This window comes from Verrucomicrobiota bacterium (assembly GCA_038744685.1).
Classification (GTDB): Bacteria; Verrucomicrobiota; Verrucomicrobiia; order Opitutales; family Puniceicoccaceae; genus Puniceicoccus.
Genome location: JBCDMB010000019.1, coordinates 1 through 22747, shown reverse-complemented (window position 1 = coordinate 22747; position 22747 = coordinate 1). Strand labels below are relative to the sequence as shown.

Here is a 22747-nt window from a genome sequence, read left to right as displayed (position 1 = left end):
TCATGTCTGGGATTTTGGCAATTCATATTGTCGCCCTTCTTATCTTTGGGGGTTTTACGGTTTACGATGCTTTCATGCCGGATGACGCTTCTTTTGACGATCCACCTCCGTTAGAGAAGATCGAGCGTGTGCAGCTTGAGTTCAAGGTGCGTATGCAGGAAAAGCAGAAGCAGTCTCAAAGACCCAAGCAGAAGCTACAAGTTCAGCAAATAAGCCAGATGGAAGTTCCGGACGTGGACATTCAAGTCCCGGACATCAACAATGGCCGAGGCATTGGACGGTTTGGAGACGGAAACTTTGGAGGAATGGGGGGTGGTCTTGGACTGGGAGACGTTTCTGTGGATCTTTTTGATATTCGGGCAAAGGGCGAAAAGTTCCTCTTCGTGGTGGACGTGCGTTCAGAGCTTCTCCAGGACGCTAAAGGCGGTATTCCCACCTACAACGTAATCAAGGAGGACATCACCAGACTCGTAAACGAACTACCGTCTGGAGTCTTGTTCAACATGATTTTATTCGACCGAGAACGCATGGAGACGTTCCGACCCAACCTCGTTCCCGCTAGCGCAGAAAATAAGAAACTTTTCGCAAACTGGCTGGCACCGGTAAATCTAAACGCTAACAGCACTGGAATCCGGCGCTCGAACTTCCGGCCGCAGGCGTTTCAACAGCCTGTTGCGCAGCGTCTCCTATCCCGCACGAACCAGAGTGCGGGGTTGCGAAATGTCTGGCTCCTGAGCGCAGTTGCTGGATTTGAGCAGAAGCCGGATGCTATCTTTTATCTTTCTGACCATCTTACCGATTTTGAGAATGTCGAGGAACGAATCACCCATGATTCCGAGGGTTTGAAAAAGGCCCGGGAAGAATACTTGGATCGCATCGAAGATGCTACTGATTTGGAGAGTATCGAAGAATACCAACGGGCTCGAAGTGTAGTGATCGGGAAAAGAGATGAGAAGGTTAGAGCTTTCCAGCAGAGGGAAAACCAGCAAAGGGCGAGAAAGGGAGTGCCTCCGCGTGTGTATTCAATGTCAGAGCTTTTTCAGCTTCGGCGACAGATGGAGGAAGAGGTCGAAGATGAATTGGAGGGATATGTGCCACACGTCCGCGGTCTGCAAGAGTATCAGCCGATCCCTGCAAGAGAGATTGAAGACTGGATAGAGCAGAACCAGCGACTCCAATTCGACCAGTCAGGAGACGAGAGACCCCAGTTCAACGCGATCATTTTCCGTGGTAAGGACGAAGAGGTGACGAAAGAGGAAGAAAACGTGATCGATGACTTTGTGGATACTTTTGGCGGGAATTATCGAATCCTAAAGGGTTTGGGAGCAATCGACTCCGACGCGGTCCGGTAAAATAAGGGGCCCGTTCGTCCCACTCCGCTCATTGGTTTAGTAGTCCGCTGGGAGTTTTCCAAATGGCTCTCGCGAGGCCTTTGGGATTGGGCTTTGATTCAGAGGATATCTGTCTTAAGATAGACTTGTTGGGTCGAACTGAAGCTTGATTAAACCCGTTTTCTCGCTATCGAAATGTGAGACGCTAGACGATGTACCACCCCAAGAAAAAACGTCCGAACAAAGCCCTTTGGTCGATTATGGCAGGAATTCTGGCGGTCCACTTGGTTGCGCTTCTTATCTTCGGCGGGATGACTGTCTACGAAGCGATTTTGCCGGATGACCCATCTTTTGACGAGCCACCTCCAGTAGAAAAAATCGAAAGGGTCCAACTGGAGTTCAAGGTTCGTATGCAGGAAAAGCAGAAACAGTCTGAGCGACCCAAGCAGAGACTTCAGGTACGTCAGATCAGCCAAATGGATGTTCCCGACGTTGACATTCAGGTCCCGGACATCAGCACCAACAGAGGAATCGGCCGGTTTGGCGATGAACGGCTCGGGGATATGGGGGGTGGTTTAGGCCTTGGTGAGGTGTCTGTCAGTCTCTTCGACATTCGGGCAAAGGGAGAGAAATTTCTCTTCGTAATCGATGTCTATCGGAACCTGATGCAAGATTCCAAAGGTGGGCTCCTAACCTACAACGTGATTAAAGAGGATCTCACCAACTTGATTGAGGATCTGCCCTCGGGGGTGCTTTTCAACATCATGTTGTTCCAAAGAGGACAACTTGAACTTTGGAGGCCCTCTTTGGTCGCAGCTAGCACATCCAACAAGGAGTCCTCCGCCAGGTGGCTAAAGGGCGTAAATAGCGGACCGAACCAAATCGGAGTGCGAAACAAAAACTTCATCCCGAAATCATGGAACTCAGAATTTGGGCAGAATCTTGTAGAGACACCGTGGATGACACAAAACGATGTCTATCTGGCGGTAATGGGTATTCTAGAACAGAGACCTGATGCGGTGTACCTATTCACCGACAACTTACCGGGGATGGAAAAATCAACCTACCGTAGCCCGGAGGACCTCGAAAATACAGAGGAACAGTTCAGGAATGCGCTGAAAAGAGCGGGTTTTGACTCAGAGGCTGAATACACCGCAAAACGAAATCCATATGAGCCGAAAATTCAGCGAAAAATCGATGATTTCAAAAGGAACGAGACGGAACAGCGCCGAGTAAACGGTTTACCGCCACGCATTTACACCTGGGGGGAAAGTGACCAACTGAGGAAAGACATTGAGGAACAGCTTGAGAAAGATGACGATGACTTCGTTCCCCTGATACGACGGATCGACTATCATGTATTTTCTGAATATTCCGAGAGGGAAATTGATCAGGTGTTCGAGACTCTATTGCGTCTCGAATATGACCAAAACTCTGATGAGCGTCCGGTCTTGAACGCCATTGTATTTAAAGGTGCAGACGAAGATTGGACGAGAGACGAAGACAGAGCCGCCGACGATTTCGTGGATTATTTCAACGGAGAGTATCGGATTCTGAAGGGCTTGGGAGCAATTGATTCCGAGGCCATGCAGTAATACCCGCCTGCAGAAGTTTTTGACCGGGAATGCGCTGATTCGAATGAACTCAGTCGCAAGTCTTAGCGGGGAAAGGCGAATCAAGATTGCCTAGTGGCACTAAGACTTGTGTCACAACTGCCACTCAAGTGTGACACAGGTGGGATATTGTGACTCTAAATCCGGCCTTAAAGGGCTGAAAGATTCATTGAAATATACTGTAAGCTATTGAAAGAAAGTAACTTAAGATAAATCTTTTCGGTTGGCACCATTCTAGCAAACCTGGGTGCATGAGCAAAATTATCGGTATTGACTTGGGAACCACCAATTCCTGCGTAGCGATCATGGAAGGCGGCGAGCCCAAAGTGATTGAAAACGCTGAGGGTGCCCGCACTACACCATCGGTAGTGGCTTTCTCCAAGACAGGCGAACGTTTGGTGGGTCAGGCAGCGAAAAGACAGGCAATCACCAATCCCCAAAACACCATTTTCTCCGCTAAAAGACTTATTGGGCGAAAGTTTACTGAGGTCGAGGAAGAGTCGAAAAGCCTCCCTTACACAGTGGTCGAGGGAAAGAATGGCGATGCCTACATCCGCTGCAAGGTAGGGGACAAGGAAGAGGATTTCTCCCCGGAGCAGATCTCCGCGATGATCCTGGCGAAGCTGAAGGCAGATGCAGAAGCTTACCTCGGGGAGACTGTCACAAAGGCAGTTGTGACTGTCCCAGCTTACTTCAACGATGCCCAGCGGCAGGCTACCAAAGACGCAGGTACGATTGCTGGCCTTGAGGTTGAGCGGATCATCAACGAGCCGACGGCAGCCTCGCTTGCCTACGGGCTCGATAAAAAGAATGACCACACGATCTCTGTTTTTGACCTCGGAGGTGGAACGTTTGATGTCTCTGCCCTTGAGATTGGTGACGGCGTCTTCGAGGTAAAGGCCACAAACGGCGACACTCATCTTGGTGGTGACAACTGGGACACTGCGTTAATCGAGTGGTTGGCTGACGAGTTTAAAAAGGAAAACGGTATCGACCTCCTTGGCGATCCAATGGCCAAGCAGCGTCTGAAGGAAGAGGCTGAAAAGGCGAAAATCGCCCTCTCCTCAACGCAATCGACCGACATCAACCTACCTTTTATCACTGCAGACGCTTCGGGTCCGAAGCATTTGAATGTTACTCTCAGTCGCTCCAAGCTGGAGCAGATTACGGATTCTTTGTTTCAGAGAATCAAGGGTCCTTTTGAGTCGTGCATGAAGGATGCGGGCTTGAGTTCTTCCGAAGTCAATGACCTCGTTTTGGTGGGTGGAATGACTCGTAACCCTAAGGTGATCGAGATCGCTCGGGAACTTGCAGGGAAGGAACCTCATAAGGGGGTCAATCCCGATGAAGTAGTTGCGATTGGCGCAGCTATCCAAGGAGCCGTTCTTCAGGGAGACATGCGGGACGTTCTTCTGTTGGACGTGACTCCGCTTACCTTGGGAATCGAAACAGCTGGCGGCGTTTCTACTGCAATGATCGAGCGGAATACGACCATTCCGACCAAGAAGAGCCAGGTTTTCTCGACATACGCCGACAATCAGACGGCTGTGGATGTTAAGGTGCTGCAGGGAGAACGCCCGATGGCAAACGACAACAAGATGCTGGGAAATTTCCGACTGGAAGGTATCCCAACAGCGCCTAGGGGAGTTCCTCAGATTGAGGTGATCTTCGACATCGATGCGAACGGAATTTTGCATGTCACTGCTAAAGACCAGGGAACCGGCAAAGACCAAAAGATCACAATCTCCGGATCCTCCGGCTTGGACAAAGACGAGATAGAACGCCTCAAAAAGGAGGCTGAGCTTCATGCGGATGAAGACAAGCAGCGGAAAGAGGCTGTGGAGACTCGCAATGAGCTGGACAACCTCTGCTACCAGGCCGAAAAGCAGGTATCCGAGCTGGGAGACAAGCTCCCGGAAGACAAAAAGAGTGCAATTGAACTCGCTGTTGCAGAAGGCCGGAAGGTGCTCGAAAACCAAGCCGCTTCCGTAGAGGAGCTAGGATCAGCTAAGGAGAAAATTACCGGTATTCTTGCTCAGGTCGGACAGGATATCTACAGCCAGGCAGCAGGCGCGGAGGGAGCGCCTCCGCCAGAGGGTCAACCGACACCTGAAGGTCAACCTTCCTCCGACGGAAAGGAAGATGTGGTCGACGCAGATTTCGAAGTGGTCGAAGAAGAAGACAAGAAAGAGAAGTAAATCGATTTCCCGCTAACCATCTTGCACTAAACCCCCTCTTTAACCCTCAGGAGCAATGGTAACGCCAGCGAGGGTCAAATCTATAACCCATAACCAAAACCACCTACATGAAAGTGAAGATCAAACCGCTCGGAGATCGTGTTCTCGTAAAACACGTCGAAGAAGATGAACAAGTTCGCGGTGGCATCATCATTCCTGATTCGGCAAAGGAAAAGCCGCAGGAAGCTGAGGTCATTGCACTCGGAACCGGTAAGACCGACGACTCGGGCAAGAAAAGCTCGTTTGAAGTCAAGGTCGGCGACCGCGTCCTCGTAAGTAAATACGGGGGAACTGAAGTGAAGCTCGATGGAGACACCTACACGCTGATGCGTGAAGATGACATCCTCGGCGTCATTGGATAACTCAACCGCTAACCATAGAAGAATAGGAATAAGAAATGGCCAAACAACTACTGTTTGACGAAGCGGGCCGGAAAAAAATCCTGCGCGGCGTGGAGACTCTCTCCAAAGCTGTTAAGGTCACTCTCGGGCCCAAGGGACGCAATGTGATCATCGACAAAAAGTTCGGTTCTCCAACAGTGACCAAGGATGGCGTCACCGTTGCTAAAGAAATCGAGCTGGAAGATGCCTACGAGAACATGGGTGCGCAGATGGTGAAGGAAGTTGCTTCCAAAACCTCCGACGCAGCTGGTGACGGAACAACGACAGCAACTGTTCTCGCAGAGGCGGTCTACCGCGAAGGTTTGAAGAACGTCGCGGCCGGGGCCAATCCAGTGTATCTGAAGCGAGGAATCGATAAGGCGGTTGCTGCGTCGGTGGAAGAGTTTGCGAAAGCATCCAAAAAGGTAAGCAGCCGTGACGAGGTTCGTCAGGTCGCTACCGTCTCTGCAAACTGGGACCTCGAAATCGGTGATATTATTGCCGATGCGATGGACAAGGTCGGCAAGGACGGAACGATTACCGTTGAAGAGGCGAAGTCCATCGAAACCACCCTCGATGTGGTGGAAGGTATGCAGTTCGATAAGGGTTACCTAAGCCCTTACTTCACAACCGATCAAGAGACAATGGAGAGCGTTCTTGAAGACGCATACATCCTGATCCACGAGAAGAAGATCTCGAACCTGAACGACATCCTGCCGCTTCTGCAGAACGTGGCCAAACAGGGCAAGCCGTTCCTTCTCATTGCAGAAGACGTGGAGGGCGAAGCACTGGCTGCTCTCGTAGTCAACAAACTTCGTGGAACTCTTAATGTCTGTGCAGTCAAGGCACCTGGCTTCGGTGATCGTCGCAAGGCAATGCTCGAAGACATCGCTGTTCTCACTGGAGGTCGTTGCATCACGGAAGATCTCGGCATCAAGCTCGAGAACGTTCAGGTGAGTGACCTCGGTCGTGCGAAACGCGTGACGATCGACAAGGAAAACACAACGATCGTCGAGGGTGGTGGAAAAGCTTCTGACATCCAAGGCCGCGTAAAGCAAATCCGTCGTCAGATCGAGGAAACCTCCTCGGACTACGATCGTGAGAAGCTTCAGGAGCGCCTAGCTAAACTCGCTGGTGGTGTTGCAGTCATCAACGTGGGTGCCGCAACGGAGCCAGAGATGAAGGAGAAGAAAGCACGAGTTGAAGACGCTCTGCACGCAACTCGCGCGGCTGTCGAGGAAGGTATCCTTCCCGGTGGTGGTGTTGCTCTTCTCAACGCAGCCAAGGGCATTGAATCGCTCGAACTCGAAGGCGACGAAGCGATCGGAGCCACCATCGTCCGCAAGGCGATTGAGTACCCGCTCCGCCAGCTTTGTGCCAACGCAGGCGTTGAAGGGTCGATCGTGGTCCAACAGGTGCTCAAGAGTAGCAGCACCAAGGGCTACAATGTGGCTACCGGCGAATACGAAGACCTCCTCAAGGCGGGAGTTGTCGATCCGGCCAAGGTAACCCGGACCGCTCTGCAAAATGCAGGTTCGGTCGCTGGTCTACTCCTGACCACTGAGTGCATGATCACCGATATTCCCGAAAAGGAAGCTCCAGCTCCAGCCGGCGGTGACATGGGCGGCATGGGTGGCATGGGTGGCATGGGCGGCATGATGTAAGCCCTGGCGCTCAAGAACCTAGTAAAGCGTTTAATTTCAAGGCCGCTCCTTTCGAGGAGCGGCCTTTTTTCATGATCCACGATTCGAACGTTTTCCAAAGGTAGAGGATTCGCCCTTCGATCATTTCGGTTTTGGGAGAGAATCCGGCGAACGGTTCGAAGCCTGTCTGTCCCATGGTTTTTGGTAGGAAACCATGATTCCCGAAAGGTTTTCTTGATGCGGAAGGAAGAACCGACTCTTATGGGCAGCATTCGCAGACTGAATGATTCTTTTCTTTAGTATCCTCGTAATTTTTCTTGGTGCCTTGTTGGCTCCTATTTTTGGACGGGGAGGTAAGAAGGGTTGGAGCCTACTTTTGGCCGCACCACCATTGATTTCGTTTTTACTTCTAGCTTGGTTGTGGTTTGGGAAAGCTCAGGGAGGTCCCATTTCTTTCTCATGGGATTGGTTTCCTGCATTGGGCGTCGCATTAGATCTACGACTGGACGGCTTGGCTGCGTTGATGGCATTGCTGGTAACTGGCATCGGAGCCCTCGTATGTCTCTATGCGACCGGATACATGAAAGGCCATCCGCAGTTTGGGCGATTCGGTCTTTTCCTGCTCCTATTTATGGGGTCGATGCTCGGTTTGGTTCTCTCCGATCACCTGATTCTGCTTTTTGTGTTTTGGGAGCTAACGAGCATAACCTCCTACCTTCTGATTGGATTCAATCATGAGGAGGAGTCCTCCCGAAAGAAAGCACTGCAAGCTCTTCTTGTCACGGGAGCCGGTGCGATGGCGATGCTCGCCGGTTTTATTCTCATTGGATGGCAGTCCGGAACAATGAGGATTTCTGAACTCGGAGGACTTTCTGGTCTCTTGGCCGATTCTCCCTATTACACGGGAATCGTCATCTTAGTGTTGTTGGGAGCGTTTACCAAGAGCGCGCAGACTCCCTTTCATTTTTGGCTTCCGAATGCAATGGCGGCTCCGACCCCTGTCAGTGCTTACTTGCATTCGGCAACTATGGTAAAAGCAGGGGTTTTTCTCATGGCGCGGCTGAACCCTTCGCTGGGAGATACCACTTTGTGGATGTCGCTTCTGACATGCTTTGGTGGAGCTACCTTCTTGTTGGCAGTTGCGCTGGGGCTCTTTCAGACCGATCTCAAAAAGATTCTCGCCTACACGACCCTTGGCGTCCTCGGTCTGCTCACGATGCTGATCGGGTTGGGAACCGAAAAAGCTTTCGAGGCGATGATTCTATTTCTCCTCGCTCATGCCCTTTACAAAGCCTGTCTCTTCATGACTGCGGGTGCCGTCGATCACGAGACCGGGACGCGTGACGTAACGATTTTGCGGGGACTGCGCAAAGCGATGCCGATCACTGCCCTTGCGGCTTTTTTGGCGGTGTTGTCTATGTCCGGATTTCCTCCCTTCCTTGGGTTCATTGGGAAAGAGTATGTCTACACGGCTGGCTTGGAGTTGACTGGCATTCCGTTGGCCACGTTGCTGGTCGCCTTCGTCGGAAACTTTATCATGATGGCCCTCGCTTTCAAAGCGGGTGTGTCGCCGTTTTTTGGAGAACCCTCCGACCGGTTGCCCAAGCATCCGCACGAGGCACCCACTCCCATGTGGATAGGTCCTGTCCTACTGGCGGTTCTGGGGCTGGTTCTGGGAGTTTTTCCCTCGCTGATTGCGCATGGATTGGTCTCGCCAGCAGTCTCTTCAATCGTGGGAGAAACGGTCGAAGTCCACGTCGATCTATGGCATGGTTTTAATCCGGCTCTCGCGATCAGCGCGGTAACTCTGGTTTCCGGCCTGCTTCTTTACGCGGCGAGAGGATTTTTCTGGAGTCGGCACGAGGCAGTGAACGGGTTTCTTCGCCCACGTGGTGCGGAGGCTGTCTATGATGTTGTGTTCAATGGCGTGATTCGGTTCTCCAAGTATCAGACCAAAGCACTGCAGTCGGGGTATCTTCATCGGTACGTTTTCATAATTGCTTTAGCGACGGTTGGTTTTCTTTTGTGGGGATACAGTTCGTTTGGGGCCCGACCAACCTTCTCACTCGACCTGACTTTCCCTGACATACTCTTCGCAGGCCTTGTTATCCTCATGATGATCTCAGCAGTCGTTGCTGTGCTCACGACCAATCGGATTACGGCTCTAGTGAACCTGGGTGTGGTTGGATTCGGAATCGCGCTTCTCTATGTTTACTTTGGGGCGCCGGATCTGGCGATTACCCAGTTGATGGTCGAAACACTAACAGTGGTTCTCCTGATGCTTGCCATCTATCGGCTACCCGCGATGCGTCATATGGCGTCCAAAAAGACGAGGAGCCGGGACGCTGTTTTGGCTACAGTCTTCGGGGTTTTGATTGCTGGTCTGGTGTTAACCGCCAGTGTCGTCCAGGTCGAACCTCCAATCTCCGATGAACTGGTGGAAATGAGTTATTCGGAGGCCCATGGAAGAGACATTGTGAACGTAATCTTGGTCGATTTCCGTGCCTTGGACACCTTGGGCGAAATTACCGTGCTTTCGATAGCGGCATTGGGAGTGGCCGCGATGATTGGGCGAAGGGTTTTCCGTAAGAAGGAGGCGGAACGATGAACTCGTTCATTCTTAAGCAAGCCGGGCATATCCTGTTTCCGGCTCTTCTGGTCCTCTCGTTGATCGAACTCTATCGCGGCCACAATCTTCCGGGAGGAGGGTTTATTGGAGGTCTTCTCGCAGCCTGTGCCTTCATTCTTTTCGCACTTGGGGAATCTATGGAAGCGGCGGCCAGGCGACTAAAATTCTCTCCGGTCACTTTGCTCATAGTCGGTCTGAGCATATCCGTGTTTAGTGGAATTCTGGGATTTGTCGCGGGTGAGAGTTTCATGGTGGGCCTCTGGCTTCCGGAATTCTCTCTTCCTCTAGTCGGCAAAGTTCATCTGGGAACTCCCGTTCTCTTCGACGTTGGAGTGTATTTCGTGGTGATTGGATTCACCTTGCAGTCTGTTTTCAGTCTATCTGCGTTGGCAGAGCCCAGAGGGGAGGAGACAGATGATTGAGATCCTGCTCGCACTTTTTATCGGCCTGCTCTTCGGGTGTGGTCTCTACTGCCTGCTGAGACGGAGCATTGTAAAACTGGTGTTCGGTTTGATCCTTTTGAGTCAGGGTGCGAATCTCCTGGTGTTTACGGCAGGTGGTCTCTTGGCTGGAAGCCCACCTCTTGTTCCGGAAGGGGCGGTAGTCCCGGATGGACCCATTGCCGATCCGCTTCCGCAGGCGATGGTTCTGACCGCAATTGTCATCGGGTTCGGTCTGGTGGCCTTTTTCGTATCGCTTGTTCACCGCGCTCATGAAGCGGTGGGGGCCGATGATATCAACGCCTTTGACCAGACGGATACATGAGTGGTCTGGTTCTCGTTCTTCCACTCTTGGTTCCCTTGATTGGAGCGATCCTCCTTCTCGCTGGTGCGAAGTCGATTTTGTTCCAGCGGGCGGGAACTCTGTTCATCTCTGCAGTACTTTTCGGAGCTTCGATTTGGTTGGTCGCTGTTGTCGATGCTGAGGGAGTAGTCGCTCTTCAGGTAGGAAAATGGGAGGCTCCTTTCGGAATTACTCTGGTTGCCGATCGACTTAGCGCGATTATGGTTTGCGTGTCGGCTTTCATGGGATTCTCCGTCGGTATTTTTGCCATTGCAGACATCGATGAGGACCGTGCCCGTAAGAAGTTTTTTCCGGTCTTTTTTGTTCTTCTTTTCGGGGTCAACGGGGCGTTTTTGACCGGGGATCTCTTCAACTTGTATGTGTGGTTTGAGGTAATGCTCATTGCTTCGTTCGTGTTGATTGCTCTCGGAGGAAAGAAGGATGAGCTGGAAGGTGCGATCAAGTATGTTTCCCTCAACTTGTTTTCCTCAGCACTCTTTCTAACTGCTGTAGGGATCCTTTACGGAGAGGTAGGCACGCTGAACATGGCCGATCTGGCCGTAAAGTTGGAAGGCTTCGAAAAAGTCGATTTGATCCTGGCAACCTCACTACTGTTGCTGGTCGCCTTTAGTATCAAGGCAGCGCTCTTCCCTTTCTTCTTCTGGCTTCCAGCGTCTTATCATACTCCTCCGGTAGCAGTTTCCGCGATTTTCGCCGGCTTGCTCACCAAGGTCGGTGTCTACGCGCTCATCCGTTCTCAGACGCTGGTTTTTCGTCCTCTGTTTGATGAGGTTCAGACCCTTCTGATAATCCTAGCGGTGCTGACAATGATTACCGGAGTGCTGGGGGCAGCGAGGCACTTTGAGATGCGGCGTATCCTTTCCTTTCATATCGTGAGCCAGATCGGCTACATGATTTTGGCTCTTGCACTCATGACTCCTTTGGCTCTCGCAGCTGCGATCTTCTATGTGGTCCACCATATCATAGTGAAGACGAACCTTTTCCTGGTAAGTGGTATTGTTGTGGAGAAGAAGGGGTCTGCTGATCTCGCGAAGATTGGTGGGTTGTACAAATCGGCGCCATGGTTAGCGCTCCTCTTTTTTATCCCTGCTTTTTCTCTGGGCGGGATCCCACCTCTCTCCGGATTTTGGGCAAAGTTTGCCGTAGTAAAAGGTGGACTCGAAGTGGGAGCCTGGATCGCGGTCGCCGCAGCTCTAGCGGTGGGGGTGCTCACGCTTTTCTCAATGACGAAGATCTGGGCTGAGGCGTTTTGGAAAGAGCAGCCGGTCGGCGAGGACGAGTTTGCTGCAACGAACAATCCGGCCTCATCTTGGAGGGTGGTTCCGGTCGTGCTTTTGGCACTGACGACTCTTATGATAGGCTTGTTCGGAAACAGTCTTTTCGCCTTCTCGGAAAGGGCGGCAGAACAACTCCACAACAACAAGGAGTACATTTCTACGGTGTTGCCTGCCAAAGTGCAGATGGATCAACCATGAAACGGCTGATTTCGATCATAAACCTTTTCTTCTTTTACTTGAAGGAGGTCGTCCTTTCCAACTTGAGGGTGGCGCATGATGTAGTTACCCCGCGGCACCGAATGAAGCCAGGAATCGTCCGCTTGAATGTCGAGGATCTGACGGATCGCCAGCTGTTCTTTATGGCGAACCTGATAACGATGACTCCGGGCACCTTAGGTTTGGCCGTTAGCGAGGATCGGAAAGAGTTCTACATCCATGCCATGTATATTGACAGGACGACCGAGGAGTTGGTCCAGTCTTTGGAAAGAGATTACGGGAGGAGAGTGAAGAGTGTTTTCTGAAGGAGACAGCTTAGTGACCGAAATCGGTTGGTGGATCTGTGCGATCATTTTCCTGGCTGCTGCTATACCAGTGGTTTTCCGTATTGTGAGGGGGCCGACAATCTTTGATCGGATAGTAGCTCTCGATCTTTTTGCGGGTATTTGTCTTGGGATCATTGTCGCTCTTTCAATTCGATTTGATGAGCCCGTCTTTCTTGAGGTGGCTTTTGTGATCGCGCTGGTTGGATTCCTTGGGACAGTGGCTTTGGCGCGCTTTCTCGAGAGAGGAGGCGAACAGTGATCGTAGTAGTGGTCGTTCTCATGGTTCTTGGCGCCTTGTTCTGCCTCGTAGCAGCGGTTGGAGTCTACCGCATGCCGGATCTTTACATGCGCATGCACGCAGCGACGAAAGCCGGCGCTTTTGGAGGTTCCTTAATGGCTTTGGCTGCTGCACTTCATTTTGGCACTCTGAGGGCAAGCATTATGGCTGTGCTTATTATCGTTTTCTTCTATCTGACCGCACCAATCGCGGCACAGGTTTTTGGATTGGCGGCCTATCGAAGAGGGGTGCCTTTGTGGAAGGAGAGTAGGGTGGATCAGCTCCGCAAAGAGGTGACTGTAGATAAGACTCATTCGGAAGAAATTTTTGATGAGTGACGTCGCGAGTTGAACTCTCGAGAGCAGCTGGTTAAAAAATACTGTTGAAACTCCGTCTCAGTAATTCTTATGTATCGGCAATGGAAACAAGTCATCCCTCCTTCCGGGATTCCGGGAGGTTTGGGACGTGTAAGGCACTGAATCTGAAACCAACTACAACCGGCCGGTAGGACCTATTTTTATGGAAAAATCCGAGAGCACAGAAGTTACCCAAAAGTCACTTTCACCGATCGCGAAGGCGGTTTTAATGATTGGCAGTTTGGCGGTCGTTACGGCCGTTGCGTGGACCTTTCTTACTTCGGAGGGTAACCCAGACCCCACCACGCGAGGCACGGGTGGTCCGGCGGCTATCGTTGATACGGCTATACTAGTCTTTCGCGAAGGGCTCGAGTGCATCCTCGTTCTCTCAGCGATAACAGCGAGTATGATGGGCAAGAACATGCGCCATCGAAAAGCTGTTTTCTGGGGCGCCGGTGTAGGCGCTATCGCAACGATCATTACTTGGTTTATTGCCATCCGAATCGTTGACGACCTCACGACGAGCGCAAACGCTCTTCAAGTACAGGCATGGACTGGTCTTCTTGCGATCGTGGTTCTTCTCATCGTGATGAACTGGTTTTTCCACAAGCTGTATTGGGGTGGATGGATCTCGATGCATAAGAAGAAGGAGAAAGAGCTTCTGACTAGCGAGAAGCGGGACGAGATCACGTCCGCCAAACTTTTTTATGGGTTTGGCTTGCTCGGGTTTGCCTCCTTCTACCGTGAGGGATTTGAGGTGGTTCTTTTCCTCCAGAGTTACAACATGACATTGGGTTCTCACATCGTTTACATGGGAGCATTGTTGGGAGTCTTTTTTGCCGGAATAGTAGCGGCGCTTACATTTGTCGCCCACCACAAGCTTCCCTATCGGAAAATGCTGGAGCTTACAGGGATTTTGTTAGGTGTGGTTCTTCTGGTGATGGTCGGTGAGCAAACGCAGGAAATGCAGCAGGCCGGCTGGATTCCAGCGATGCCGATTTCATGGTTAAGCTGGCTTCCGGCATGGTTGGGACTCTGGTTCTCGATTTTCCCAGACTGGGCAATTCTCATCTCGCAGTTGATAGCCGCGGCTCTTGTCATAGGATCTTTCCTTGTGGCAAAGAAACGGACTGAGAAGCAAAAAGTCGCGGCACCCCCGATGAAGCCTGAATGATGACGACGATCTTCTTCGCGACACAAACGGGAAACGCTGAGGCGTGTGCAGAATGGCTACAGAAAGACCTTGAAGGGAGAAATCACCCAGTCCGGTTAAGGAATCTGGTTGATGTCACCGCTGAAGACCTAAAGTCTGAAGAGTTTGCCGTGTTTGTGGTCAGCACCTATGGAGAGGGTGATCCTCCGGATGACGCAGAAGAGTTTCACCAAAGTCTTGAGGGTTTGCCCAAGGATTCGCTTACACATCTTCAGTATGCCGTCTTCGCCTTGGGCGACATCGACTACACAATTTTCTGTGGATTCGGTAATTCCTGCGACTACCTTTTGAGCGAAGCTGGCGCGAACCAGCTGATGGAGGTAGAAGAGTGCAACCTAGACCAAGCAGAGCGCCTACCGGCGTGGGCAGAGGCGATTAGTGCCCATCTTCCCACCCACTGACAGAGATCTGTTGCAGGAGAATTTCCTGAATCTGCTACCAGCTGGTTTTCTACCTGGGAGTCCTAGACTGCAGCCGTTAAAGCCTCGCCGGAGTAAACGGCTGCCTTCGCTTACGCCGAAGATGATTCAGAGCCAGCTTGCTCATCTAGGGTAAGGAGAGCACTTGGATCCCCTTCTGCGCTTTCCACGTATTCCATAAAGTCCTTCGCTTCCTTCTCCTCCTGCACTTGCTCAGCGAGGAAAAAGTGGAGAAACTCTTTGGTCTCGTAATCCTCTGCTTCTTCAGCTGCTTCGTAGATCCGCCGGATTTGTCCGGAGACTTTTCGCTCCTGGGCCAAAGCGTTCTTTGCGGCTGCCAGAACGGAGTCGTATTCGCCCGGGGGGGTCGGAACTGCCTGAATTGAGATCGGACCATCGCGGTCGCAGAGGAAGTCGAAAAACTTCATCCCATGGCCATGTTCTTCTAACCCGGCCGCCCGGTATTTCGCGGCAAAACCTTTGTAGGGAGTTGTTTCAAACCATCCGGACATTGCCAAGTAGATTTGAGAGGATTCAAACTCGTTGATGATTTGCTCATTGAGCAGCTTGATTACGGTTTCGTCGGTCAACATGGTAATAATTGTTCGCGGTTCTTTAGATTGTCGGAGATTGGTTGAGTAGAAAGTAGAATGGGCGCTCTGGCGTAGCTGCAGAAGTCGGTGAAGTGTAGCTGCGAAAGATTGGCCTTGAGAAGTAGACTGTAGGAACGTTCGAGGACGGATCAAGAATTTGATTCACGGTCTCAATGACAAGACCAAAGAGCTCGGGTTGGTCTTTTCTTTGGATTAAAATTTGCGTTGCAAAGCCAAAGAATCTCAACGACTTTTGTGTTGATGAAGAAATTTGCCCTGCTCTTATCCGCTTTCTGCCTTCTTGCTCTTTCTGGATGCAATACGGGTCCAACGACTGCTCAGCGTGAGAACATGCTGAAGCCCAACAATAACTACAACTTTTTCGGCATCGTAAACTCTCAGAAAGGATCTTTCAAGGAGGCTGGTAGGACCACTTCGGCAGTGAGTGTAAATGAGGTGACTGCTCGTGATAACTACAGCGGCGATTCGGTCACCCTCTTGTGGGGTCTCATCACCCTTCAGGATTACTGAACCCGGTCTTTCTGGAAGTTTGCGATCATATCGTAGAACTTCTCGAAATTAGCAGTCCCGTCGTTCGGACCCGGACCCGCCTCCGGGTGGTATTGAACGGAAAACACCGGTCTATTCTTCAGACGGATTCCGGCGACGGTCTTATCGTTTAGGTTGATCTCCGTGACGGTCGCTTTGTTGGTCAACGAGTCTGGGTCAGAGGCGAAACCATGGTTTTGCGCGGTGATCATCACTTGGCCTGTTTCAAGATCCTTCACCGGTTGATTGCCTCCTCGATGACCAAACTTCAATTTGAAAGTGCTACCACCAACCGCATGGGTGATCACTTGGTGTCCAAAGCAAATGCCGAAAGTCGGGTAGCGATCAATTAGATTCGATACGGTTTTATGGGCGTAGGTGACAGCACTCGGATCTCCCGGACCGTTGGATAAAAATACACCATCGGGATCAAATTTGTTAATTTCTTCCGCCGAAACGTTGGCTGGGAACACGGTGACGTCAAAGCTGTGCTCGCTCAACCGTTTGAGAATAGAGTCTTTCGCACCAAAATCGATCGCGGCTATCTTGAAGCGTTTTCGCCTATCCCGTTTTTGCTTAAGTTGGGTTCCTGGGACAGTAAATGGAAGGCAGTCTGCGGTGCTTCCGTTGAACGATTCAGAGGTTTTGCGTGAGACTTCCTTTACGAAGTCCACTCCGTCCAACCCAGTCCATTCACGCGCCCGTTTCACGGCTTCTTCCCCAGAGATACCTTCAGTGGAAAGGCAACTCTTCATTGCTCCAGCCGTTCGGGTTTTCTTTGTAATCGCTCTAGTATCGACACCGCTGATACCAGGAATGCCGTTCTCTTTCAGATATTCGGGAAGAGCCATCCGGGAGCGCCAATTACTTGCGACAGGGCTGATCTCTCTGACGACGAATCCACTCACCTGTGGTTTTGCAGATTCGGGGTCGGAGAAATTGACTCCGTAATTGCCGATTTGGGGAGTGGTCATCGTAACGATCTGCCCAAAGTACGATGGGTCCGTCAGTATTTCCTGATACCCGGTCATGCTGGTATTGAAAACGGCTTCGCCAACAACGGTTCTCACCGCACCAAAGACTGATCCGAAAAAACAACTTCCATCTTCGAGAGCAAAAACCGCCGGCCTGTTTTCCATGGCATCCTGTTCTTGAGGTTGCAGAGGGTTGGCGCAAAGAAAATCTTTAGTTACGAGGCGAATAGAAAGGGGATACTCAGGATCTTTCCTCTTGGTGACCTGGAAATGTCGACAAATACTTAAACCGCAAGAGTGTGCCTCTCTTTGACATTCTGAATATCTGTGGCTATTTTCGGCGGTTTCTGAAGTAATTTTGGACAACGTAGAAAGATCGTATGTATCCCGACGACCGTCGTGAGGATTGGTTCAAGGGCCAGGGCTACTGGTCCGATGTTCCCGAACAAAAATGGAAAAGTTGGCGATGGCAGATGCAGAATCGCATTTCGACCGTCGAGCAGCTTGAGAGGTACATCGACCTCACTCCTGAAGAAAAGGCAGGAACTAAGTTTGCGGAATTCAAACTTTCTCTCGCGATCACTCCCTACTTTTTTAACCTGATCGATCCGAAAGATCCTCGGTGCCCGGTGCGGCTGCAGATGATTCCACGGGCCGGAGAGACACAGAGAGCCCCGGAAGAACTACTGGATCCTGTTGGCGAAGAGTCTACTATGCCGGTCAAAGGTCTGGTCCATCGCTACCCTGATCGAGTCCTGTTTCTTGTAACTGACCAGTGTGCGTCCTACTGCCGTTACTGCACCAGGAGTCGTTTGGTTTCGAACGCCCAGGACTATAATTTCCACCCGAGCTTTGAAGAAGGACTGTCCTACATCGAGCAACATTCAGAAGTGCGCGACGTTCTTCTGAGTGGTGGAGACCCATTGCTTCTGAACGATACAAAGCTCGACTATCTCCTCGGTCGGCTGCGGGCAATTCCTCATGTCGAGTTCATTCGGATTGGAAGCAGAATCCCCGTTTTCCTGCCGCAAAGAATTAACGACAAGTTCTGCGAGGTCCTTCGTAGGCATGGTCCGGTCTGGATAAGTATTCATGTGAACCACCCGAAAGAGTGCACGGAAGAATTGTTTCAGGCTTGCGAAAGACTATCCTTTTCAGGGACTCCAATTGGCAACCAATCAGTTCTCTTGCGAGGAGTGAATGATGATCCCGACACCTACCGTTCTTTGATCCACCGCCTGTTGATGATGAGGGTGAGACCCTACTACTTGTATCAGTGTGACCTGATCACCGGCAGCGCTCATTTTCGGACTAGTGTTGAAAAGGGTGTTGAAATTATTCGATCGCTTCGAGGCTCTACTACGGGGTATGCGATCCCTCAGTTTGTCATCGACGCGCCCGGCGGGGGCGGAAAGATTCCAATCAATCCTGATTACGTGGAGAAAGTAACCGCTGAAGAAATCGTTTTGCGAAATTACGAAGGGCGGATTTTCCGTTATCCACTAAAGCCGAGTCTGACTCAAACTATCGTAGAAGAGCCGGTCGAAGAGTCGACGGTATTGGTGTAAGAGGAGGGTGGTGTGCTCTGCTCTAACGGGTAATTCCCCAGAATAGCATATCGATCCCGACCCGAATTCGTTCATCAGGTCCCCAGTCGTTGTCGCGCTCCCATCGGATCTCAGGGCTGATAACAAGAAACATCCAGTTTTTGCGGAGAGGGTAACGATAAGTGAGCGATACCCGATGCTCGTCGATCGTCTTGCTACCACTGATATGACCCGAGATCCTATAAGTTAGGGCAAGTCCGCGGTTCAGCGCGGATGAAGAGATGAGAGGTGGGTCATCCGATGGCTCGATCAGGCGCGCTGCGTGCATAAAATCGATCGCCGATGCCCACTCAAATCCTTCTGTTGCCTCAGTAATCCTGATCCCCGAAGAACTCTTTCCTGTGAATCTACCCCACCATCGACCGAAGAGGAGGTTTGTTCCCGTTCCGAATCCTTCGTCATCGGTCTGGTAGAAAACGTCACCACTGGGGCGGATATGCCAGGCGTCGGCCCGGTAGTTGCGCTGCCATGACGCGATTGCATAACCAACTACCGGGAGACCTAGTTTTACTCCGAGGCGGGCCGATCCGTACCTGCGAATATTCCGCTGAAGGCCGACCAATGGTTCGTTTTCCTCTTCGTCTGGTTGGGTGGCTGGAAGGGGCGCTATGTCACCTGTGTCAATTATGAGCCTCAAACGTTTTTCCAGTCTCGGTAAACGAATGGATGCTGAGTAATCGAGATCGAGACTAAATTTACTGGAAGAGTTCGGTTGATAGATCGCGTAGGGGCTGAAACGCATTCTGTTCGCGAAGGTGTTGTCTTGAATCTCTTCGCCGTCGGAAAGCTCGCTATCAATTATCTGGAGGTTTTCATTGAAAAAGAGGTAGACGTAGTTCTTCGCACTATCGAGAAAGTTGTAGGAGGAGCCCCGAAGTATAGCGTATTCTGTTTCATCGGTTACGTTACCCTGCTCAGGTGCTCGGCTGGTAACTCGTGGTGTGATCTGGGCAATGAGAAGCCCGTTGGCATGAGCTAATAGGCAAAGGAAAACCCAGGCTCTCGTCATCCTTCTAGATAGGAGGAGCAAGCGGTTGCAGCGAACTTTCCGCTGAGGAGGACCAATGGTATGCCACCGCCCGGGTGAGCCGAACCCCCACAAAAAGCGAGGCCGTCGATTCTTCGCGATGAGTTGGGGAATCTCAAAAATCCCTGGCGCATGGTGTTTGAACTCGGGCCGTAGAGTGATCCATTCCACGCCGAGTATTGTTCGTGGTAAAATCGAGGACCGTGAAAATGGATCCACTCAATCTCTTCTTCCGCAAGTCCACACCTCTCTACCAACTGAGACGTCACTGCTTTCGCATACTCCCGTTCATCCCAATGTTCGAAGGCTTGTAAGCTAGGTGCGTTTATCAAGACAAACCAGCCTTCCTTACCCTCGGGAGCAAGTGATGGGTCTTTGCAGGAAGGTCGGGAAACGTAGATGGTTGGATTCTGCAGGGGCTGTCCCGGTCCGAAAAGGTCGCGAAATTCACGGTCGTAGTCGGAGGAGAAGAATACGTTGTGACAGGCGAGTTCTTCGTGTTTTCGGTTGAGTGCAGCCAGAAACACAAAGCCGCTGCTGGAAGATTCAATCTTTGCCGCTCTGTGGCTCTTTCTTGGGGAGAACCGACTTTGAGAAAGAAGAGATCCTGACCAAGCAGTGGCTGCGTCTTGATTACACACGACAAAGGGACTCTTGATCTTAGATCCTTCCCTAGTGAGTACTCCATCTAGGCTTCCATCGGGCCTAAAGTCGATCCGATCAACTTCGGTATTCGTCATTACCTCAACCCCTAACTCTTTAGCCAGCTTCGTCAGTGCACGGATGAGCGCGTACATGCCTCCCGCACAGCGCCATGAGCCAAATGCGAGCTCCGCGTGAGCAACAACGTTAAAAGTAGCAGGGGTTCGTTTCGGATCAGAACCGTTGTAGGTGGCAAAGCGGGAAAAGAGTTGGATGAGACGGGGATCCTTAAAGAACTTTTGCAACCGGTTCTCCATCTTTGCAGGAATCAGGTCGGGCAGAGCGCGGATCGCTTTTCTCAATGGAATCGATTGAAGGGTCTTTATTCCGAGAGGGTTAAAGAGATAGGCGGGGCCACTTACTTCCCAAAGACGCTGGAGATGTTCTCTAAATTTACGAAAGCCGTCGATCTCGGAAGGGAAGGCTTCCGCAATTGCCTTTTGGAAGTCGTCCATAGTTCCAGGAGCATCGAAACGCGTTCCGTCAGCGAAGAAGTAGCTGCATCCTGGTTCTACCGGCTCGATTGCCAGATAGTCTTCACGGAGGCGACCTGCGGCTGCAAAAAGCTCGTCGAGAAGGAAGGGGAGAGTGAGTACTGACGGTCCGAGGTCAAAATGGAAGCCATCACGAACAAGGTAGTCGCACTTACCACCAAGGTGAGCGTTTTTTTCTATAATGGTCACCTTCTTTCCTTCGGAAGCAAGGCGGATGGCGGCCGCGAGACCTCCAATTCCGCCCCCAATGACGATACAGTCCCGGGAGGTCTTACTGTTCCGGTTCACTCGCCTGCAATCGGTTTTCGGAAGGTGAGCCAGTGGCATATCGCAGTAGCGGCTGCGTCAGACTCATCCAGAGTCAGTTCGTCGGTTGCTCCTGCAACCATCTGCGCTAGCGTGCTGCGTACCTGCTCTTTGCTTGCACGCCCGTAGCCTACCAGAGCCTGTTTAATGCGAAGTGGAGGGTATTCGTGGATAGCGACTCCCCGCAGAACCAGAGCGGCGATAGCGGAACCTCTGGCCGCGCCAAGCGTGAGCGCAGTTCGAAAGTTTTGGACGTAAATAGCCTCTTCGACTGCAGCAGCCCGGATTGGGTAGTCTTGAACGGTGCGGTCAATTCTTCGCGAAATCTCCCCGATACAACCCTCAGTTTTCCACGAGGAAGGAAATCGAAAAACTTCGGAGTGTAGAAGCGTGGCTCTCTTTCGAGTCGCTTCGATGACGGCAATGCCTGTTCCTCGTAGACTGGGATCAACCCCGAGAATTAACCCTTCTACCGGCGTGCGGTCGACTCGTGCTCGAATGTCTTTTGAGGTTTTATTGGCTACGCCCCCGTTTCTTACAAATTCGCCCCAAAGCGACTGGTTCGTTTTTCTTGCCACGATAGAGAGGTAATCGAACCGAAGATCACTCTGCAAATCCGAAGAAACTACGGATCGGAGTGGATCTTCTGAAAGAATGTCTCAACCTTTCGTGTCGGGGTGTTTACGATTCTGTTGAGAGTGCCGCTGTCGAGGGGTCTGTTTACGTTTACTGGTTTGGAGTTTCTATGAAAAAAGAGTTTGTCGTTCGCCATCGGGTTGCCTTCTCGGAAACGGATATGGCAGGTATCGTCCATTTCTCGAATTACTTTAGGTACATGGAAATCGCCGAGGACGCCTTTTTCCGTGAACATGGTCAAAGCCTAATCCGCAGGGAAGAAGGAGAGGTTCACGGTTGGCCTCGAGTGCGTGCTTCGTGCGACTTTAAAGCGCCGATTAGCTTCGGAGAAGAAGTTGAAATTGTTTTGTTCGTAAGTGAGGTGAAGGTGCGGGCAATTGAATTTGCGTTTGCACTTTACCGTGTTGAGGACGGTCTGAGAGGGAAAAAGATTGCCCGTGGAAGAATGACTACGGTTCACGTTGTCCGTAGAACGGGCGAAGCAGTTCACGAGATGGAGGCGCTCGCCATTCCTGAGGATTTCCAAAAGACTTTAGCCGAGTGGGTCGATTAATCTCTTGGGAAGACAGTATTCCAGTCCTCTGCCATATCTATAACCATCCATCCGCGTTCGCCTGCTTCATCCAAGCCTCGGTCGAGCTTTCCGACCTCTGAGTTCCGATCGTAGGCCCATTCTCGCTCAGCGTCTGTGTGGTGAAGGAGAATTCCGAAGCTCGGGCTGTCACCGGATGTTGTATACTGGAGCATCTGAAAGTCCCCATCCGAATTACCGGAAGCGAAGATCGGTTTTTTTCCAATGTGTCGCTGAATGCCGACCGGTTTCCCTTCTTTGTCATTCACGAAATCAATTTCGGCCTCCCTTAACAGAATCGGTTCTCCGTCTTCTTCTGCAAAAGAAGTTCTCACGGAACTACCGATTACCTGCTGCGGAGGGATACCGTAAATTTCCGCCGACCACGGTCTCAGGAAATCAATTCCGCCACCGGATACGATCCACGTCTCGAAATCGTTTTCTCTCAGGTAGTCGAGTAGTTCGAGCATGGGCTGGTAAACCATTTCGGTAAACAAAAGCCCGGTTTCAGGATTTCTCGCCGTTTGAATCCACTCTCGTGCGATTTCTTCGAATTCACTGGTCGTC

General features: G+C 51.3%; 23 protein-coding genes. 17 read left to right on the top strand and 6 right to left on the bottom strand.

Going from position 1 to position 22747, the window contains the following annotated elements; genetic code table 11:
* The first annotated feature begins 2 nt into the window (after nucleotides 1-2).
* From AAGJ81_11145 to AAGJ81_11080, 14 genes are all read left to right on the top strand, one after another.
* Nucleotides 3-1352 (top strand): hypothetical protein, encoded by a 1350-nt coding sequence (locus AAGJ81_11145; protein ID MEM0966694.1) that lies wholly within the window; start codon nucleotides 3-5, stop codon nucleotides 1350-1352.
* A 239-nt stretch (nucleotides 1353-1591) separates the two neighbouring features.
* Nucleotides 1592-2926 carry a hypothetical protein gene (locus AAGJ81_11140; protein ID MEM0966693.1) on the top strand — a complete coding sequence of 445 codons (1335 nt, stop codon included), beginning with the start codon at nucleotides 1592-1594 and terminating at the stop codon, nucleotides 2924-2926.
* A gap of 269 nt (nucleotides 2927-3195) precedes the next feature.
* A complete protein-coding gene (dnaK, locus tag AAGJ81_11135; protein ID MEM0966692.1) occupies nucleotides 3196-5142 on the top strand; it encodes a molecular chaperone DnaK in 1947 nt (648 codons plus the stop codon).
* Nucleotides 5143-5249: 107 nt separating this feature from the next.
* Nucleotides 5250-5543 carry a co-chaperone GroES gene (gene groES / locus AAGJ81_11130; GenBank protein ID MEM0966691.1) on the top strand — a complete coding sequence of 98 codons (294 nt, stop codon included), beginning with the start codon at nucleotides 5250-5252 and terminating at the stop codon, nucleotides 5541-5543.
* Nucleotides 5544-5578: 35 nt separating this feature from the next.
* Nucleotides 5579-7225: a chaperonin GroEL gene (groL, locus tag AAGJ81_11125; protein MEM0966690.1), complete on the top strand. Its 1647-nt coding sequence runs from the start codon at nucleotides 5579-5581 to the stop codon at nucleotides 7223-7225.
* 262 nt (nucleotides 7226-7487) lie between these two features.
* Complete coding sequence (gene mbhE / locus AAGJ81_11120; GenBank protein MEM0966689.1) at nucleotides 7488-9812, top strand: hydrogen gas-evolving membrane-bound hydrogenase subunit E; 2325 nt, start codon at nucleotides 7488-7490, stop codon at nucleotides 9810-9812.
* On the top strand, nucleotides 9809-10255 hold the full coding sequence (locus tag AAGJ81_11115) for an MnhB domain-containing protein (protein ID MEM0966688.1): 447 nt from the start codon (nucleotides 9809-9811) through the stop codon (nucleotides 10253-10255). Before mbhE ends, AAGJ81_11115 begins: the two co-directional genes overlap by 4 nt.
* Nucleotides 10251-10598, top strand: coding sequence for a Na+/H+ antiporter subunit C (locus AAGJ81_11110; GenBank protein MEM0966687.1), 348 nt, complete (start codon nucleotides 10251-10253; stop codon nucleotides 10596-10598). The genes AAGJ81_11115 and AAGJ81_11110 overlap by 5 nt, the downstream gene beginning before the upstream one ends.
* Nucleotides 10595-12112, top strand: coding sequence for a Na+/H+ antiporter subunit D (locus AAGJ81_11105; protein ID MEM0966686.1), 1518 nt, complete (start codon nucleotides 10595-10597; stop codon nucleotides 12110-12112). The genes AAGJ81_11110 and AAGJ81_11105 overlap by 4 nt, the downstream gene beginning before the upstream one ends.
* Nucleotides 12109-12435, top strand: a complete 327-nt coding sequence (locus AAGJ81_11100; protein MEM0966685.1) for a Na+/H+ antiporter subunit E — start codon at nucleotides 12109-12111, stop codon at nucleotides 12433-12435. The genes AAGJ81_11105 and AAGJ81_11100 overlap by 4 nt, the downstream gene beginning before the upstream one ends.
* Nucleotides 12425-12715 (top strand): cation:proton antiporter, encoded by a 291-nt coding sequence (locus AAGJ81_11095; GenBank protein ID MEM0966684.1) that lies wholly within the window; start codon nucleotides 12425-12427, stop codon nucleotides 12713-12715. The genes AAGJ81_11100 and AAGJ81_11095 overlap by 11 nt, the downstream gene beginning before the upstream one ends.
* Nucleotides 12712-13071, top strand: a complete 360-nt coding sequence (gene mnhG / locus AAGJ81_11090) for a monovalent cation/H(+) antiporter subunit G (GenBank protein ID MEM0966683.1) — start codon at nucleotides 12712-12714, stop codon at nucleotides 13069-13071. The genes AAGJ81_11095 and mnhG overlap by 4 nt, the downstream gene beginning before the upstream one ends.
* A gap of 181 nt (nucleotides 13072-13252) precedes the next feature.
* Nucleotides 13253-14263 carry an FTR1 family protein gene (locus AAGJ81_11085; GenBank protein ID MEM0966682.1) on the top strand — a complete coding sequence of 337 codons (1011 nt, stop codon included), beginning with the start codon at nucleotides 13253-13255 and terminating at the stop codon, nucleotides 14261-14263.
* Complete coding sequence (locus AAGJ81_11080; GenBank protein MEM0966681.1) at nucleotides 14260-14703, top strand: flavodoxin domain-containing protein; 444 nt, start codon at nucleotides 14260-14262, stop codon at nucleotides 14701-14703. The genes AAGJ81_11085 and AAGJ81_11080 overlap by 4 nt, the downstream gene beginning before the upstream one ends.
* Before the next feature lie 110 nt (nucleotides 14704-14813).
* Here the strand turns inward: AAGJ81_11080 and AAGJ81_11075 are convergent, their stop codons facing one another.
* Nucleotides 14814-15314 carry a ferritin gene (locus AAGJ81_11075; GenBank protein ID MEM0966680.1) on the bottom strand — a complete coding sequence of 167 codons (501 nt, stop codon included), beginning with the start codon at nucleotides 15312-15314 and terminating at the stop codon, nucleotides 14814-14816.
* Between the two features lie 261 nt (nucleotides 15315-15575).
* Between AAGJ81_11075 and AAGJ81_11070 the strand changes: the two genes are divergently transcribed.
* Nucleotides 15576-15845 (top strand): hypothetical protein, encoded by a 270-nt coding sequence (locus AAGJ81_11070; GenBank protein MEM0966679.1) that lies wholly within the window; start codon nucleotides 15576-15578, stop codon nucleotides 15843-15845.
* Here the strand turns inward: AAGJ81_11070 and carA are convergent.
* Nucleotides 15839-17002, bottom strand: a complete 1164-nt coding sequence (carA, locus tag AAGJ81_11065; protein MEM0966678.1) for a glutamine-hydrolyzing carbamoyl-phosphate synthase small subunit — start codon at nucleotides 17000-17002, stop codon at nucleotides 15839-15841. The genes AAGJ81_11070 and carA overlap by 7 nt on opposite strands.
* Nucleotides 17003-17217: 215 nt before the next feature.
* Between carA and AAGJ81_11060 the strand changes: the two genes are divergently transcribed.
* Nucleotides 17218-18405, top strand: a complete 1188-nt coding sequence (locus AAGJ81_11060) for a KamA family radical SAM protein (GenBank protein MEM0966677.1) — start codon at nucleotides 17218-17220, stop codon at nucleotides 18403-18405.
* A 22-nt stretch (nucleotides 18406-18427) separates the two neighbouring features.
* On the opposite strand, the gene AAGJ81_11055 is transcribed toward AAGJ81_11060, so the two are convergent.
* Genes AAGJ81_11055 through AAGJ81_11045 form a run of 3 tightly spaced genes read right to left on the bottom strand, consistent with a single transcriptional unit; the run spans nucleotide 18428 to nucleotide 21551 of the window.
* A complete protein-coding gene (locus tag AAGJ81_11055; GenBank protein ID MEM0966676.1) occupies nucleotides 18428-19453 on the bottom strand; it encodes a hypothetical protein in 1026 nt (341 codons plus the stop codon).
* Entirely contained in the window at nucleotides 19450-20955 is a 1506-nt protein-coding gene (gene crtI / locus AAGJ81_11050; GenBank protein MEM0966675.1) for a phytoene desaturase family protein, read from the bottom strand. Before crtI ends, AAGJ81_11055 begins: the two co-directional genes overlap by 4 nt.
* Nucleotides 20952-21551, bottom strand: a complete 600-nt coding sequence (locus tag AAGJ81_11045; GenBank protein ID MEM0966674.1) for a crossover junction endodeoxyribonuclease RuvC — start codon at nucleotides 21549-21551, stop codon at nucleotides 20952-20954. The genes crtI and AAGJ81_11045 overlap by 4 nt, the downstream gene beginning before the upstream one ends.
* A 59-nt stretch (nucleotides 21552-21610) precedes the next feature.
* Here AAGJ81_11045 and AAGJ81_11040 point away from each other — a divergent pair, with 59 nt between their 5' ends.
* On the top strand, nucleotides 21611-22162 hold the full coding sequence (locus AAGJ81_11040; protein ID MEM0966673.1) for a thioesterase family protein: 552 nt from the start codon (nucleotides 21611-21613) through the stop codon (nucleotides 22160-22162).
* Here AAGJ81_11040 and AAGJ81_11035 read toward each other — a convergent pair.
* Nucleotides 22159-22747 (bottom strand): HAD family hydrolase (locus AAGJ81_11035; GenBank protein MEM0966672.1); only part of this gene is annotated, 589 nt, incomplete at its 5' end. The genes AAGJ81_11040 and AAGJ81_11035 overlap by 4 nt on opposite strands.

What these genes read in the sequence shown, in the direction of transcription:
- AAGJ81_11075 (MEM0966680.1), bottom strand. Translation starts at nt 15,314, where the DNA reads ATGTTGACCGACGAAACCGTAATCAAGCTGCTCAATGAGCAAATCATC.
- AAGJ81_11145 (MEM0966694.1), top strand. Translation starts at nt 3, where the DNA reads ATGTCTGGGATTTTGGCAATTCATATTGTCGCCCTTCTTATCTTTGGG.
- AAGJ81_11080 (MEM0966681.1), top strand. Translation starts at nt 14,260, where the DNA reads ATGATGACGACGATCTTCTTCGCGACACAAACGGGAAACGCTGAGGCG.
- AAGJ81_11115 (MEM0966688.1), top strand. Translation starts at nt 9,809, where the DNA reads ATGAACTCGTTCATTCTTAAGCAAGCCGGGCATATCCTGTTTCCGGCT.
- groL (MEM0966690.1), top strand. Translation starts at nt 5,579, where the DNA reads ATGGCCAAACAACTACTGTTTGACGAAGCGGGCCGGAAAAAAATCCTG.
- mbhE (MEM0966689.1), top strand. Translation starts at nt 7,488, where the DNA reads ATGATTCTTTTCTTTAGTATCCTCGTAATTTTTCTTGGTGCCTTGTTG.
- dnaK (MEM0966692.1), top strand. Translation starts at nt 3,196, where the DNA reads ATGAGCAAAATTATCGGTATTGACTTGGGAACCACCAATTCCTGCGTA.
- AAGJ81_11100 (MEM0966685.1), top strand. Translation starts at nt 12,109, where the DNA reads ATGAAACGGCTGATTTCGATCATAAACCTTTTCTTCTTTTACTTGAAG.
- carA (MEM0966678.1), bottom strand. Translation starts at nt 17,002, where the DNA reads ATGGAAAACAGGCCGGCGGTTTTTGCTCTCGAAGATGGAAGTTGTTTT.
- AAGJ81_11085 (MEM0966682.1), top strand. Translation starts at nt 13,253, where the DNA reads ATGGAAAAATCCGAGAGCACAGAAGTTACCCAAAAGTCACTTTCACCG.
- AAGJ81_11055 (MEM0966676.1), bottom strand. Translation starts at nt 19,453, where the DNA reads ATGACGAGAGCCTGGGTTTTCCTTTGCCTATTAGCTCATGCCAACGGG.
- AAGJ81_11140 (MEM0966693.1), top strand. Translation starts at nt 1,592, where the DNA reads ATGGCAGGAATTCTGGCGGTCCACTTGGTTGCGCTTCTTATCTTCGGC.
- AAGJ81_11060 (MEM0966677.1), top strand. Translation starts at nt 17,218, where the DNA reads ATGTATCCCGACGACCGTCGTGAGGATTGGTTCAAGGGCCAGGGCTAC.
- AAGJ81_11105 (MEM0966686.1), top strand. Translation starts at nt 10,595, where the DNA reads ATGAGTGGTCTGGTTCTCGTTCTTCCACTCTTGGTTCCCTTGATTGGA.
- groES (MEM0966691.1), top strand. Translation starts at nt 5,250, where the DNA reads ATGAAAGTGAAGATCAAACCGCTCGGAGATCGTGTTCTCGTAAAACAC.
- AAGJ81_11070 (MEM0966679.1), top strand. Translation starts at nt 15,576, where the DNA reads ATGAAGAAATTTGCCCTGCTCTTATCCGCTTTCTGCCTTCTTGCTCTT.